The sequence below is a fragment of the Sneathiella marina genome (assembly GCF_023746535.1).
GTDB classification, from domain to species: Bacteria; Pseudomonadota; Alphaproteobacteria; order Sneathiellales; family Sneathiellaceae; genus Sneathiella; species Sneathiella marina.
Map to the genome: position 1 here is coordinate 2,752,032 of NZ_CP098747.1, position 14,004 is coordinate 2,766,035.

Here is a 14,004-nt window from a genome sequence, read left to right on the forward strand (position 1 = left end):
ACGGCGGAGCATTACTCGCCGTATGCTGTGTTTTTAGGCATCCAGTTTCGGTTTCAGAATCTCCGTCACAACACCAGGGTTGGCTTTTCCCTGTGTCGCTTTCATCACCTGCCCCATGAAAAAGCCGAACAACTTGTCCTTACCACCTTGATACTCGGCAACCTTATCCGGATTAGCGGAAATGACCGCGTCAATAGCGGCTTCGATAGCGCCGGTATCGGAGACCTGCTTCAATCCCTTTTCCTCAACGATATCTCCAGCCGCCTTGCCCGTATCGAACATTTCTTCGAACACTTCCTTGGCTATTCTGTTGGAAATCGTGCCATCAGAAATCAGATCAATTAAGGCTCCAAGAGCCGCGGCAGAAACAGGACTGTCAGCTAAATTTTTACCAGTTCTATTCAGGTTACCAAACAATTCACCGATAACCCAGTTGGCGGCAAGCTTGGCGTCACGGCCTTCCGCCACCAATTCAAAATAATCGGCGACTTCTTTTTCCGCGACCAAAACACCCGCGTCATATGGGGACAGCCCTAATTCGCTGACAAACCTCGATTTTTTTTGATCCGGCAATTCAGGAAGTGTCGACTTGATTTTCTCAATGAACGCATCGTCAAACTCAAGCGGCAACAGATCCGGATCCGGGAAATAACGATAGTCGTGGGCTTCTTCCTTGGACCGCATGGAACGCGTTTCACCTTTGACCGGATCATAAAGCCTGGTTTCCTGATCGACACTGCCACCGGCCTCCAGAATATCCACCTGGCGGTTTGCCTCATACACAATGGCCTGCTGCATAAAACGCACTGAGTTGATATTTTTCATTTCGCAGCGTGTTCCGAACTCGTCCCCGGGACGACGCACAGAAACATTAACATCAGCCCGCATGGACCCTTCATCCATATTGCCATCACAGGTACCAAGATAGCGGACGATACTCCGTATTTTTTTCACATAGGCCGCGGCCTCTTCCGGTGACCGCATATCCGGTTCAGACACGATTTCCATCAGCGCAACGCCAGACCGGTTAAGGTCGACAAATGTCTGGCTGGGATGTTGATCATGGAGGCTTTTGCCGGCGTCCTGTTCCAGATGAAGGCGTGTAATACCGATTTCGCGGCTTTCCTCACCTTTCAGATCAATGGTAATTTTTCCTTCACCAACAACCGGCTGCAAATACTGACTGATCTGATAGCCTTGCGGTAAATCCGCATAAAAATAATTCTTCCGGTCAAACACAGAGAACTTGTTGATCTTTGCATTGAGGCCGAGACCTGTGCGAACCGCCTGCTCTACTGCCATTTCATTAATGACGGGCAACATACCCGGCATCGCCGCATCAACAAAGGATACCTGTGTATTCGGTTCTGCTCCATACTTCGTATCGGAGCCTGAAAAGAGTTTCGAATTTGACGTTACTTGTGCATGGATTTCAAGGCCGATCACGACCTCCCAATCTCCGGTGGCACCCTGTATAATCATTCCCATATTACCCCCTCCACCAGTCATCTGGCGTGGCTGTAAAGTCTGCAGCTGTCTCCAGGACGCCAGCTACTTTAAACAGAGTTTCCTCATCAAACGGTTTCGCAAGTACCTGCAATCCAAGAGGTAACCCGTCGGCCGACAATCCCGCAGGTACAGAAATACCTGGAAGCCCGGCAAGGCTACCCGGAACAGTGAAAACATCATTTAGATACATTGCCAGCGGATCATCACTTTTCTCACCAAATCCGAACGCCGCAGACGGCGCTGTTGGCGTTAGAATCGCGTCAACATCCTGAAAAGCCTGCTTAAAGTCATCAGCAATCCGTGTACGGACTTTCTGCGCTTTCAGGTAATAGGCATCATAATATCCAGCTGACAAGGCATAGGTGCCGATCAACAAGCGGCGCTTCACCTCGTCGCCAAAGCCTTCCGCCCTGGTACTGGCATACATATCATTCAGATCTTCACCTTCAACCCGCAATCCAAACCGAACACCGTCATAGCGGGCCAGGTTGCTGGAAGCTTCTGCCGGTGCAATTATGTAATAGGCCGGCAAGGCATATTTCGTATTTGGCAAGCTGATATCTATGATGTCGGCACCTGCCGCCTTCATCCAATCGATGCCTTGATCCCAAAGCGCCTGTATTTCAGGCTTCATTCCATCCAGCTGGTATTCTTTGGGAATACCAATACGCAAACCCCGTATGTCACCACTCAAAGCTGCCTGAAAATCCGGTACGGGCATATCAACACTCGTGCTGTCTTTAGGATCAAACCCAGCCATTGCTTGCAACATAATCGCGGAATCACGAACCGATCGGGTCATCGGCCCGGCCTGATCAAGACTGGAGGCGAAGGCAACAATGCCCCAGCGAGAACAGCGGCCATAAGTCGGCTTCATGCCCACAATACCCGCGAAGGACGCAGGCTGGCGAATGGATCCACCTGTATCGGTTCCGGTTGCCGCCATTGCACTAAACGATGCGACAGAGCTCGCGGATCCGCCAGAGGAGCCGCCCGGTACCATCGCGTGGTCATCTCCTGTCCGTCGCCAAGGGTTGATTACATTGCCGTAGAAACTTGTTTCGTTCGACGACCCCATAGCGAATTCATCAAGATTAGCCTTACCCAGCATAACCGCACCTTCGGCCCATAGATTACCGGATACAGTTGATTCATATTTTGGCGTAAAGCCGTCCAGAATATGAGAGGCTGCTGTCGTGAGCACACCTTCCGTACAAAAAAGGTCTTTCATGGCAATGGGAATGCCGTCCATGAGCCCGGCCTCCCCTTTCGCCCGCCGAGCATCCGACGCCGTTGCCGCCTCTACCGCTATTTCCGGTGTTTTCGTAATGAACGCATTCAAAACATTTGAGGCTTCCATTGCGGTGATATGTGCAGCTGTCAATTCGCGGGCGGAGAAATCTCCCGCGGCCATGCCGTCTAATGCCGCCGATACGGTCAGTTTGGTAAGATCAGTCATTATTCGATTACCTTGGGCACAGAGAAAAAGCCGTCTTCACCGGACGGTGCATTCACAACAACTTCACCGGCATAGCCGCCATCAGTCACCTGGTCTGCACGCCAGCGCATCTGCATGTCCGCAACCGAGGTCATCGGCTCAACATCGTCTGTATCAACTTCACCAAGCTGTTCAATCCAGCCTAATATGTTATTCAATTCGTCCGCCAGATGGTCGAGATCTTTTTCCTCGACTTTTATGCGGGCCAAATTGGCAACTTTTGCCACAGTGGCTTTATCAAGCGACATCTGTCACCCTTTACTATAAAAGAAGCTTATCCGGAAAGTCGGCCCGGAACTTTTGTTCAACTTAAAACAGGCGCCAAACCGACATTGGCCGCAAATTAGCGTAAGCAATGCTCCTCGGCAACCCCACCTATCTGAAACATTTACTTCCCCTGGAAAAAAAACTGCTGGGCATGGACCCGGGAACCAAGACGATTGGGTTGGCGGTCTCAGATCCCAGACTAAAAGTAGGCACTCCCTTGGTTACAATCAAGCGTCGAAAATTCAAGGAAGATATGTCTCAGATTTCAACGATCATCGACGATCACGCGATCGGCGGATTTGTAATCGGACTACCTTTGAATATGGATGGAAGTGAAGGGCCGCGTTGCCAATCGATTCGCCAGTTTCAAAAAAACCTGGAAGGATATTTCGATTTTCCCATGTGCTTTTGGGACGAACGCCTTTCCACCATCGCAGTGACAAGAACTCTGCTGGAGGCGGACGCATCCCGCGCAGCGCGGGCAAAAGTCGTTGATAAAATGGCCGCCGCCTATATCTTGCAAGGTGCCCTCGACGCAATGCGATAATTTTTGCATCCGTGCTTGCCCGAAGCCGCCTTCATCGCTATACAATTTCCTTTTAATGACAAATGTAAACACGATCCCATTTGCCCATCGGCATCTTCTTGATATTGCACGCCTTAATGCTGGCGATATCAATCAGTTGTTAGATCTGGCAGAATCCTACGCGAGCCTTTCCAGAACAGCTGACAAAAAACAGTCTGTTCTCAGCGGCAAAACCCAAATCAATCTCTTTTACGAAAACTCGACACGTACCAGAACGTCGTTCGAACTTGCGGGCAAACGGCTTGGAGCTGACGTAATTAATATGTCCGTGGGCTCAAGCTCCGTTAAAAAAGGAGAAACCTTGATTGATACGGCTATGACCCTGAACGCCATGCATCCTGACGTTCTGGTCATCCGGCATTCTGATTCAGGGGCACCGCATCTCCTCAGCCAGAAAGTCGATTGTGCGGTTATCAACGGTGGTGACGGTAGCCACGAGCATCCAACGCAGGCATTGCTGGACGCCCTGACAATCCGTCGCCGCAAAGGTCGGCTGGAAGGCCTTATTGTCGCCATTTGCGGTGATATCCAACATAGCCGTGTGGCACGCTCCAACATTGCCCTCCTCAATATAATGGGTGCGCGGGTGCGTGTTGTTGGCCCGACAACTCTGGTGCCGCCAAACGCTGCAAAAATGGGCGTCGAAGTTTATCACAAGATGTCAGATGGGTTGAAAGACGCTGATATCGTCATGATGCTTCGCCTCCAGACAGAACGCATGCAGGGGTCGTTCGTCCCGTCGGTCCGTGAGTATTTTCATTTTTTCGGATTGGACAAAGACAAACTCACCCATGCAAAACCAGATGCTTTGATCATGCATCCAGGCCCGATGAACAGGGGTGTGGAAATCGATTCAGAAATTGCTGACGATCTGAATATCAGTGCTATTTCGGAACAAGTGGAAATGGGCGTTGCTATTCGCATGGCCTGCCTTGACCTCCTAACTCGAAAGGCCGGATAAATGACGTTACCTGTACATGCGCTTGTCAATGCCAGGTTGTTGGATCCCGCGACCTCGACGGACGAGATGGGTGGATTGCTTATCCAGGATGGAAAGATCCTTGATTGGGGGTCTCATATCAGGAACGAGGGCTTACCGGAACAGGCGACAATTGAGGATTGTCAAGGTTTCTGCCTGGCGCCGGGCCTCGTGGACGCTCACGCCTATCTGTGTGAGCCCGGTAAGGAACATCGTGAAACCATGGCAACTGCCGGTATGGCCGCTGCCGCAGGCGGTGTCACGACAATGAACGCTTTTCCCGCCACGGAACCGGTAATTGACGATCCAGCTTTGGTTGAAATGGTTTCCAGACGGGCGAAAAATACTTGTGCAGTAAATGTCTGTATTACGGGGGCCCTGACAAAGGGATTGCTGGGCGCAGAAATGGCTGAATTTGGCCTTCTTGCCCAAGCCGGTGTTGTCGCCATCAGCGACGGCCAATTCGCTATTGGCAATATCAACCTGATGCGCCGCGCCTTGGCCTATGCCAGCATGTTTGACTTGCCGATTATTGTTCATGCCGAAGAACCGGCGTTGGCGTCGGGCGGTGTCATGACCGGCGGCAGAACTGCGACTTTTATGGGACTCAAATCCATTCCAAATTGCTCAGAAGCTATTCTTGTGGAACGCGATATCCGGCTTGTGGAAATGACGGGCGCCCGTTGGCATGCTGCACATTTAAGTACCGCAGATGCCCTTGACACTATCCGGCGGGCAAAAGACAAAGGGCTGCCCGTAACTGCTGGTACTGCACCGCATTACCATGCGCTGAATGACCTGGAACTCGGCGAATATCGGACATTTGCACGGGTTTCACCGCCGTTGCGAGAAGAAGAACAAAGACTGGCTGTCATAGAGGCCCTAAAAGACGGAACGCTCGATGTCATCTCTTCCCAGCATTTGCCACAAAGTGCTGACAGCAAGCGCGTCCCTTTTGCCCAGGCGAAACCGGGTGTCATTGGACTGGAGACTATGTTACCGGTGAGTTTGCGGCTTTATCATAATAAAGATATTGAGCTTTTAACCCTATTGCACAGAATGACAGTTGCCCCGGCGAAACTCTTGGGGCTGGACGCTGGACGGTTAAAAAACGGCGCCGCTGCTGATATCATCTTGTTCGATCCGGAAAAACCATGGCAAGTTGATGGGGATGCCCTTAAGTCAAAATCCAAGAACACGGCATTTGACGGTCATTTGCTGCAAGGGCGCGTAATGAAGACATTTGTTGACGGCACAGTCGTCTTTGAACTTTAGGATCCTTGTAATGCCAGATCCCCTTGGTGATTTTAGCTATACCTGGCCATATCTTGCGGCAGTGATCGTTGGGTATTTTATCGGTTCTATTCCTTTTGGACTGGTTTTGACGAAACTTGCCGGTTTAGGGGATGTTCGTAAAATAGGCTCGGGTAACATTGGTGCAACGAATGTTCTCCGGACCGGAAACAAGGGCCTTGCTCTTGCAACACTACTATTGGATGGCGGCAAAGGCGCTTTGGTCGTCCTTCTCGCCTATACATATCTTACTCAAGATTACGCTGTCCTGGCAGGCGGAGGTGCTTTCCTCGGCCACCTTTTTCCGGTATGGCTCAAATTTAAAGGCGGTAAAGGCGTCGCAACCTTTATCGGAATCATGTTCGCCATAAGCTGGCCGGCCGGGCTTGCAGTAGGTATTACCTGGCTGTTGGTTGCCTTTACTTTGCGCTATTCATCTTTATCAGCATTAATTTCCGCCGCGCTTGCACCGGCCTATCTCTATGGGTTGATGGTATTGTCACCAATCGGAAATAGCTATTTTGGTGATGTGCAGCGCATCGAGTTCGCCGGGGTTATGGCGGTTCTGATTTTCGTGCGGCACTATCAAAATATCGGCCGCTTGTTGAAAGGGACCGAGCCCAGAATAGGCAAGAAAAAGGAATAAGCACCTTTTAATTGAAATATAGTTTCCAAAAACTATATATACGAGATGTTCAGCTTATAAATTTCAAAACCTAATATCCAAATGAAGCCCCATCAGGACCAGGTTGACCACCTAAAAAGATTCTCGGCAGCTGTCAAACGCAGCTTTTCACAAAATGTGCGCCGCCGAAAAGCAGTTATTGCTCAACGATCTGAGACTTTTTGCCGGAGTTACTCTCTCCGCCCCAAAGAGGTGAAGAATTATCAATCCCCTTACGTAAAAGAAAAAACGGCCTTGCCTCCCTTTTCAGGCAAAATAGAGATCCCGCCAACCTTCACAACCAAGCGCGGAAAAATATCTAGCGAAATTGCAAATCCGACGATTCCCGTGAATCCCTCTCTTGATATCCCTCAGGAAGAATTGCCTCGACAACCAAATTCAGCATGGAGGCTGTTTGACATGGCACCCCGGTTTTAGTGACCGGCGCTGAATTCGAATGTGAAGCTTGCAATTTCTGAAGAGTCGTCTAGCGTGACAAGCCCTTTAGAAGAGTATTATATTATTTTTTTTTCAATTGACGCGATTATGCTATTTCTGTCATTTTACCTAAATGGAAAACCGAAAAGAACTTTCAGCTGAAGCAAGGATATGCTGGTTGCGCTTGATTCGTTCGGAAAATGTCGGGCCGATTACTTTTTTCCAGCTCCTCAATCGTTTTGGGAATGCCGAAGCGGCCCTGGAGGCTCTTCCGGAACTTGCGCGACGTGGAGGACGGAAGAAACCCTTCAAAGTTTTCTCGAAATCCAAGGCAGAAAGGGAGCTGCAATCAATTGAAGATTTTGGAGGATCACTGCTTGCGGCATGCGAGACCGACTATCCCTCTTCCCTGTCCGTAATAGCAGACCCGCCACCCGTGATTACGGTTAAAGGGCATAAACATCTTCTCAATCAAGATATAGTCGGTATCGTAGGCGCCAGAAATGCGTCTGCAGCTGCAATACGCGTAACCAAGACAATTGCGAATGACCTGAGCGAAAATAAAATAGTTATCGCGTCCGGCCTCGCAAGAGGAATTGACACCGCAGCGCATCAGGCCGCTTTGTTCGGTGCTACGATTGCGGTCATTGGTGGTGGCATCGATTATCCATATCCACGCGAAAACGCTAAGCTTCAGCAGCAAATTTATGAGCAGGGCATCGTCATTGCAGAGCAGCCCTTTGGTACCGTTCCCCAGGCTCGCCACTTTCCGCGACGCAATCGGATTATTTCAGGCGTGTCGCTAGGTGTGTTGATCGCCGAAGCTTCACCCCGCTCCGGTTCCCTCATTACCGCGCGATTGGCGCTTGAACAAGGCCGTGAGATTTTCGCGATTCCCGGCTCGCCGCTAGATCCCCGTACGAAAGGTACGAATAACCTAATTCGAAATGGCGCAACTCTGGTTGAAAGTGCCGAGGATATTCTGTCTGTCCTGAAATATGTTCGCCTCCGCCCGCTAAAAGAGCCAGATATTCCAATCCAGCCTTTTGGACGATCAGCTCTTGCAGATGAACAGGAAGCGAATATGGCACGCCCTCATCTCATGTCACTTTTAAGCCCAACACCCACAGAAATTGATGAGCTAATCCGGCAAACCGATTGGCATCCGGCAACGGTTTTGACGATTTTACTTGAACTTGAGTTGGCAGGCAGAATAGAACGCCATGTCGGAAACAGGGTTTCCATCATCGAATAGCGTCTCTATATATGACAAACAGGTAACCCGGCAGACGGGTCAAATTGTCGAAAGAAAGTCAGCGGTGTTTTTATGAACGTAGTTGTTGTCGAGTCTCCAGCAAAAGCCAAGACTATCAATAAGTATTTGGGAAAAGATTATACAGTCCTGGCTTCTTATGGTCACATTCGCGATCTGCCGTCGAAAGATGGATCTGTAAAACCAGATGAAGACTTCGCCATGGATTACCAGAATGATTCGAAATCGGCGAAACATATCAAAGCAATTGCCGATGCATTGAAAGACGCCGATAACCTTTATCTTGCAACTGACCCGGATCGTGAAGGCGAAGCCATTGCCTGGCACGTCATGAAGGTTATGGAAGAGAAAAAGAAACTCAAAACGGCAAAGGTAAGTCGCGTTGTATTTAACGAAATAACCAAACGGGCCGTTTTGGATGGCATAGCCAATCCCCGTGAACTGGACATGAACCTGGTCAACGCACAGCAAGCGCGCCGGGCACTTGACTATCTTGTCGGATTTACACTATCCCCTGTTTTATGGCGGAAGTTGCCAGGCGCAAAGTCTGCAGGACGTGTGCAATCTGTTGCGTTGCGCCTGATATGTGAGCGCGAGCTTGAAATCAATGCCTTTGTTCCTGAGGAATATTGGAGCATTGACGCGGACTTCCTGACGGCGTCAAAAGACAAGATTACCGCACGCCTGACATATCTGGACAATAACAAGCTGGACAAGTTTTCACTGCCCAACGCAGAATCAGCAAACGCTGCTGCGGAAAAAGTGCGCGCAGGTGCATTCTCAGTTGCTGAAGTCACGCAAAAACCGGCGAAAAGAAACCCCTCCCCGCCTTTCACAACTTCTACCCTGCAACAAGAAGCCTCTCGGAAGCTTGGTTTTGGCGCCAAACGCACGATGATGGTAGCCCAAAAACTATATGAAGGTTTTGATATTGATGGCGAAACCCAGGGCCTCATCACTTATATGAGAACCGATGGTGTGAGTCTGGCCGACGAAGCGATAGAAAGCGCGCGCACTGTCATCGCCAAGGAATATGGTAGTGAGTTTGTGCCGGACAAGCCAAGGGAATACAAGAACAAGTCAAAAAATGCACAAGAAGCTCATGAAGCAGTTCGCCCGACGGATTTAAGCCGGACTCCAGCAATTGCTGCAAAGTATCTCGATCAGGAACATGCACGGCTGTATGAGCTGATTTGGAAGCGGACAATTGCCAGTCAGATGGAGAGTGCGCGTCTGGAGCGCACAACAATCGATTTTTCTGACGGCAAAGGTCAGACGCTTCGCGCGACGGGCAGTGTTGTGAGGTTTGCCGGCTTTCTGAAGCTATATGAAGAAGGCCGGGATGATACCGCTGCAGACGATGACGGCAAGCGTCTCCCGGCAATTGAAAAGGGAGCAACGGTCGATACGGACATCGTGCGCGAAGACCAGCATTTCACTGAGCCAGCCCCTCGTTATTCTGAGGCCAGTCTCGTCAAAAAACTTGAAGAACTGGGCATCGGCAGACCCTCCACTTACGCCTCAATCATTTCGGTACTGCAAGACCGCGATTATGTCCGGATTGATCAAAAGAGATTTATTCCTGAAGACAAAGGACAGCTTGTCACTGCCTTCTTATCCTCTTTTTTCACCCGATATGTTGAATATGATTTCACCGCCCAGCTGGAAGAAAAACTGGACGATGTTTCAGATGCCAAGATCGATTGGAAACAGGTATTGCGTGATTTCTGGTTTGATTTCAATTTGTCTGTCGAAGGCACGTCCGAACTGCGCGTCACCGATGTCCTGGAAGAACTTAATCGGGTACTAGGACCCTATGTCTTTCCGGAAACGGAAGAGGGGAAAGATCCGCGCGCCTGTCCGAAATGCGAAGATGGCAGGCTTAGCCTGAAAACCGGCCGCTTTGGCGCTTTCATCGGGTGTTCCAATTACCCGGAGTGCCGTTTGACTCGCCAATTAGGAGATGATACAAGCGGCGCCGATGACGATACGAATGAAGGGCCAAAAGAAATCGGCCTAGATCCAGCAACCGGATTAATGATCACCTTGCGCAAAGGACCCTATGGTCCCTATTTGCAACTAGGTGAACCGGAACCAAAGAAAAAACCCAAACGCGTTTCCATCCCGAAAGATGTCCCCTTGGACAGTGTTGATTTCGAGCTGGCCGTTCAGCTTATGGCACTGCCAAGAGAAGTTGGCCTCCATCCGGAATCCGGCACCATGATTTCCGCCGGACTTGGACGCTATGGTCCCTATGTGGAATGCGATAAGAAATATGGCCGCCTTACCAATAGTATGGAGGTTCTCACAGTTGGTATGAACCGCGCTGTTGAACTATTGGCGGCAGCGAAACCAAGCAGTGGACGTGGCAGAGCCGCACCGCCGCTTAGAGTAGTTGGTCCTCATCCTGCGGATGAAGCCGACATAAATGTGAAAGACGGTCGTTATGGGGCATATGTAACTCATGGCGGCATTAATGCCACAATTCCAAAAGGCTCTGACCCGCTGACGATCACTCTTGAAGAAGCGGTGAAGCTGTTAGCAGATCGAGCAGAGAAAAGCGGCAAGAAACCAAAATTGGCCAAAAAGGCCAGCGCGCCCAAGAAAAAAGCTGCGGCAAAAAAGAAACCCGCAGCCAAAAAATCTGTGGCTGACGCAAAATGAATGTGCCCGAATGGGCAGAAACTAGGAAAATTTGAATATAAAATCTAAGACAAAAACACCCTTCCCAACGAAACAACAGATACGTACCTTTATCGAAGATAGTGACGGTCCTGTTGGTAAAAGAGAGATAGCGAAAGCCTTCAATATAAAAGGCGCAAATCGGATACCTCTCAAAAAACTCTTAAAAGAACTTGTTGTTGAAGGCGGCCTGGAACAGGGCCGCAAACGCGAACTTTCCCCAAAAGGGACACTTCCCGCTGTCGCGGTCATTGAGATGACCGGACTAAATGAAGATGGTGAAGCCCTTGCTAAACCCGTCAATTTTGATGACGCTACATCACCGCCGGTTATCTATCTGGTGCAAGACGGTAAAACCAAGACGAAAGCACCTGGCAAGGGTGACCGGTTACTCGCCCGCCTCAGCCGTTCCAAAGACGGCACTTACGATGCGCGGGTAATCCGGGCATTACAAACGGCCACAGGTCCCGTTCTCGGCGTTTTTACGAAAGTCGCTAAAGGCGGACGTGTCCAGCCGACAGATCGGAAGTTAAAGAAAGAGATTGTTATCCGAGAGGAAAATTCCGAAGGCGCCCAATCAGGAGAGGTTGTGCTCTGCGAAATCCTTCCCGGTAAGGCACTATCATTACCTGAAGGCAGGGTTAGGGAGCGGCTTGGACCCATGGGCGATGCTGCCTCTGTAAGCCTGATTGCAATCCATGCCCATGGCATTCCTTCTGAATTCAGCCCAACAACCTTAAAGGAAGCAACAAGCGCGCAACCCGTATCACTTGGCAGCCGGACAGATCTTCGTGATATTCCCTTTATTACCATTGACCCGGCTGATGCCCGTGACCGAGACGACGCTGTCTGGGCCGCAGCGGATGAAGATCCGAAAAATAAAGGGGGCTGGCAAATCATCGTCGCCATCGCAGATGTCGCGCATTATGTTAGATCAGGCTCTGCATTAGAGAAATCCGCTAAAGAACGGGGAAATAGTGTTTATTTTCCGGATCGAGTGGTTCCAATGCTCCCCCATGAATTGTCGAGCGATCTCTGTTCACTGCATGAAAATGTCGACCGGCCTGTCATGGCCGTGCAAATGTGGTTTGATGCGGACGGCAACAAACTTCGCCATAAATTTATGCGTGCGCTTATTCGCAGCCGCGCGTCCCTCACCTATAGGCAAGCTCAAAATGCCTGGGAAGGACATCCCGATGAGGCGACTGAATTATGGAGTAAAGAGGTCATTCAGCCTCTCTATAAAGCCCATGAAGCGCTAAAAAAAGCTCGAATGAAACGGCAGCCACTTGACCTTGAACTGCCGGAACGGCGGATTGAGATGGGTGAGGATGGATTTATCAAGGCGGTTCACAAAAAACACAGATTCCAAGCTCATATGCTCATCGAGGAATTTATGATCCAGGCCAACGTTGCCGCAGCAGAAACGCTGAATAAGCTGCGTCACCCGTGTATGTTCCGGGTGCATGAACCGCCGTCCGCTGACAAAATGCAGGGCCTACATGAAGTTCTGCGCGAAATGAATATTAGTTTTGCCAAGGGCCAGGTTATGAAAACCGAAGCCTTTAACCGGATATTGGGGCAATCTAAGACTGAAAATGACAAGGAGTTACTTAGTTCCCTAGTACTCCGGACGCAATCGCAGGCCGTCTACAGTCCGAACAACCTGCATCATTTTGGCTTGAATTTACAAAATTATGCACATTTTACCTCGCCAATCCGGCGATATGCCGACTTATTGGTTCACCGGAGTCTCATAACCGCCTTAAAACTCGGCGACGGCGGACTTGAAAATACAGACGCAGATGATTTTGAAGATATCGGCGTCCATATATCAGGTCTTGAACGTCGTGCGATGATTGCAGAACGGGAAACCAATGATCGCTTTACAGCCGTCTTTCTGGTAGAAAAAGTTGGAGAGACTTTCTCGGCGAAAGTTTCCGGCGTGACGCGAGCTGGACTTTTCCTAACCTTTGACGACACAGGCGCCGATGCATTGATTCCCATATCAACGCTGGGACAAGACTATTTTCGGTTTGACGCCGACAAACATACACTCGTTGGCGAAAGAACAGGCCAGACCTACCGCCTTGCGGACCGTTTGACTGTGCGTTTGAAAGAAGTAAATATCGTTACGGCCAGCATGATTGCCGAAATAGCAGATGGGACCGCTCGGTCCCGATCTGAAAAATCCGGCAATGCGAAACGGCAGACTTCGAACCGGAGATCCCAGTCAAGATCTGCCACTGCCCGGCCCGTAAAAAAGAAAAAGAAAACCATGCCGAAGGGAAAGAAACGCGCTCTTCGGAAAAAGAGAAACGACTAGCTTGTGCGGCAGAGTGTCGCAAAGGTCTTTTCAACGTATTTATCTTTCCCAGATAGTGGTAGATTCTTCTGAACGGACGGGAATTGATATATTATGACAATTGCACAAACAGAACGATCTTTGGGTCAGGCATTTCGAAACGGCTTGTTGTGTCGCTGTCCCGACTGCGGCAAAAGCAGCGTTTTTAACGGCTACATCAAGGTCAAGCATACTTGCGATTCTTGTGGCCTCGAATTGCACCATCAGCGGGCGGATGACGCTCCGCCCTATTTCACCATGCTCATCGTCCTGCATTTTGTCATTTCCGGTTTGTTGACCGTTCAGCAGACCTATGATCCAGCAACATGGATCCAATTGAGTATCTGGTTACCCGTTTCATTGGTCGCCGCGCTTTGGTTGCTCCCGCGGGTTAAAGGGGCACTTATTGGCATTCAATGGGCCAGAAGAATGCACGGTTTTGGTGGCGACTTTACATAAAAGTTAGACTTG

The 14,004-nt window shown here is 50.0% G+C and carries 11 protein-coding genes; 8 read left to right on the forward strand and 3 right to left on the reverse strand.

Going from position 1 to position 14,004, the window contains the following annotated elements:
* Positions 1-33: 33 nt before the first annotated feature.
* Genes gatB through gatC form a run of 3 tightly spaced genes read right to left on the reverse strand, consistent with a single transcriptional unit; the run spans position 34 to position 3,255 of the window.
* Positions 34-1,488: an Asp-tRNA(Asn)/Glu-tRNA(Gln) amidotransferase subunit GatB gene (gatB, locus tag NBZ79_RS13205; RefSeq protein WP_251932940.1), complete on the reverse strand. Its 1,455-nt coding sequence runs from the start codon at positions 1,486-1,488 to the stop codon at positions 34-36.
* A gap of 1 nt (position 1,489) precedes the next feature.
* Positions 1,490-2,968 carry an Asp-tRNA(Asn)/Glu-tRNA(Gln) amidotransferase subunit GatA gene (gene gatA, locus NBZ79_RS13210; protein WP_251932941.1) on the reverse strand — a complete coding sequence of 493 codons (1,479 nt, stop codon included), beginning with the start codon at positions 2,966-2,968 and terminating at the stop codon, positions 1,490-1,492.
* Entirely contained in the window at positions 2,968-3,255 is a 288-nt protein-coding gene (gene gatC / locus NBZ79_RS13215) for an Asp-tRNA(Asn)/Glu-tRNA(Gln) amidotransferase subunit GatC (RefSeq protein ID WP_251932942.1), read from the reverse strand. The genes gatA and gatC overlap by 1 nt, the downstream gene beginning before the upstream one ends.
* Before the next feature lie 107 nt (positions 3,256-3,362).
* Between gatC and ruvX the strand changes: the two genes are divergently transcribed.
* The 8 genes from ruvX to NBZ79_RS13255 all read left to right on the forward strand — a co-directional run bounded on the left by ruvX (position 3,363) and on the right by NBZ79_RS13255 (position 13,992).
* A complete protein-coding gene (ruvX, locus tag NBZ79_RS13220; protein WP_251932943.1) occupies positions 3,363-3,821 on the forward strand; it encodes a Holliday junction resolvase RuvX in 459 nt (152 codons plus the stop codon).
* A gap of 55 nt (positions 3,822-3,876) precedes the next feature.
* A complete protein-coding gene (locus NBZ79_RS13225) occupies positions 3,877-4,821 on the forward strand; it encodes an aspartate carbamoyltransferase catalytic subunit (protein ID WP_251932944.1) in 945 nt (314 codons plus the stop codon).
* Positions 4,822-6,114 (forward strand): dihydroorotase, encoded by a 1,293-nt coding sequence (pyrC, locus tag NBZ79_RS13230; RefSeq protein WP_251932945.1) that lies wholly within the window; start codon positions 4,822-4,824, stop codon positions 6,112-6,114. It begins immediately after the preceding gene.
* Positions 6,115-6,124: 10 nt separating this feature from the next.
* Positions 6,125-6,778: a glycerol-3-phosphate 1-O-acyltransferase PlsY gene (gene plsY / locus NBZ79_RS13235; protein WP_251932946.1), complete on the forward strand. Its 654-nt coding sequence runs from the start codon at positions 6,125-6,127 to the stop codon at positions 6,776-6,778.
* A 634-nt stretch (positions 6,779-7,412) separates the two neighbouring features.
* Complete coding sequence (gene dprA / locus NBZ79_RS13240; protein ID WP_251932947.1) at positions 7,413-8,489, forward strand: DNA-processing protein DprA; 1,077 nt, start codon at positions 7,413-7,415, stop codon at positions 8,487-8,489.
* A 72-nt stretch (positions 8,490-8,561) separates the two neighbouring features.
* Positions 8,562-11,171, forward strand: coding sequence for a type I DNA topoisomerase (gene topA, locus NBZ79_RS13245; protein ID WP_251932948.1), 2,610 nt, complete (start codon positions 8,562-8,564; stop codon positions 11,169-11,171).
* A gap of 31 nt (positions 11,172-11,202) precedes the next feature.
* On the forward strand, positions 11,203-13,515 hold the full coding sequence (gene rnr / locus NBZ79_RS13250; protein WP_251932949.1) for a ribonuclease R: 2,313 nt from the start codon (positions 11,203-11,205) through the stop codon (positions 13,513-13,515).
* Positions 13,516-13,608: 93 nt separating this feature from the next.
* Complete coding sequence (locus NBZ79_RS13255; protein ID WP_251932950.1) at positions 13,609-13,992, forward strand: DUF983 domain-containing protein; 384 nt, start codon at positions 13,609-13,611, stop codon at positions 13,990-13,992.
* Positions 13,993-14,004 lie beyond the last annotated feature (12 nt).

Excerpts from the sequence above, each read along its gene's own strand:
- gatB (WP_251932940.1), bottom strand. The coding sequence starts at position 1,488 with ATGGGAATGATTATACAGGGTGCCACCGGAGATTGGGAGGTCGTGATC.
- gatA (WP_251932941.1), bottom strand. The coding sequence starts at position 2,968 with ATGACTGATCTTACCAAACTGACCGTATCGGCGGCATTAGACGGCATG.
- gatC (WP_251932942.1), bottom strand. The coding sequence starts at position 3,255 with ATGTCGCTTGATAAAGCCACTGTGGCAAAAGTTGCCAATTTGGCCCGC.
- ruvX (WP_251932943.1), top strand. The coding sequence starts at position 3,363 with ATGCTCCTCGGCAACCCCACCTATCTGAAACATTTACTTCCCCTGGAA.
- NBZ79_RS13225 (WP_251932944.1), top strand. The coding sequence starts at position 3,877 with ATGACAAATGTAAACACGATCCCATTTGCCCATCGGCATCTTCTTGAT.
- pyrC (WP_251932945.1), top strand. The coding sequence starts at position 4,822 with ATGACGTTACCTGTACATGCGCTTGTCAATGCCAGGTTGTTGGATCCC.
- plsY (WP_251932946.1), top strand. The coding sequence starts at position 6,125 with ATGCCAGATCCCCTTGGTGATTTTAGCTATACCTGGCCATATCTTGCG.
- topA (WP_251932948.1), top strand. The coding sequence starts at position 8,562 with ATGAACGTAGTTGTTGTCGAGTCTCCAGCAAAAGCCAAGACTATCAAT.
- NBZ79_RS13255 (WP_251932950.1), top strand. The coding sequence starts at position 13,609 with ATGACAATTGCACAAACAGAACGATCTTTGGGTCAGGCATTTCGAAAC.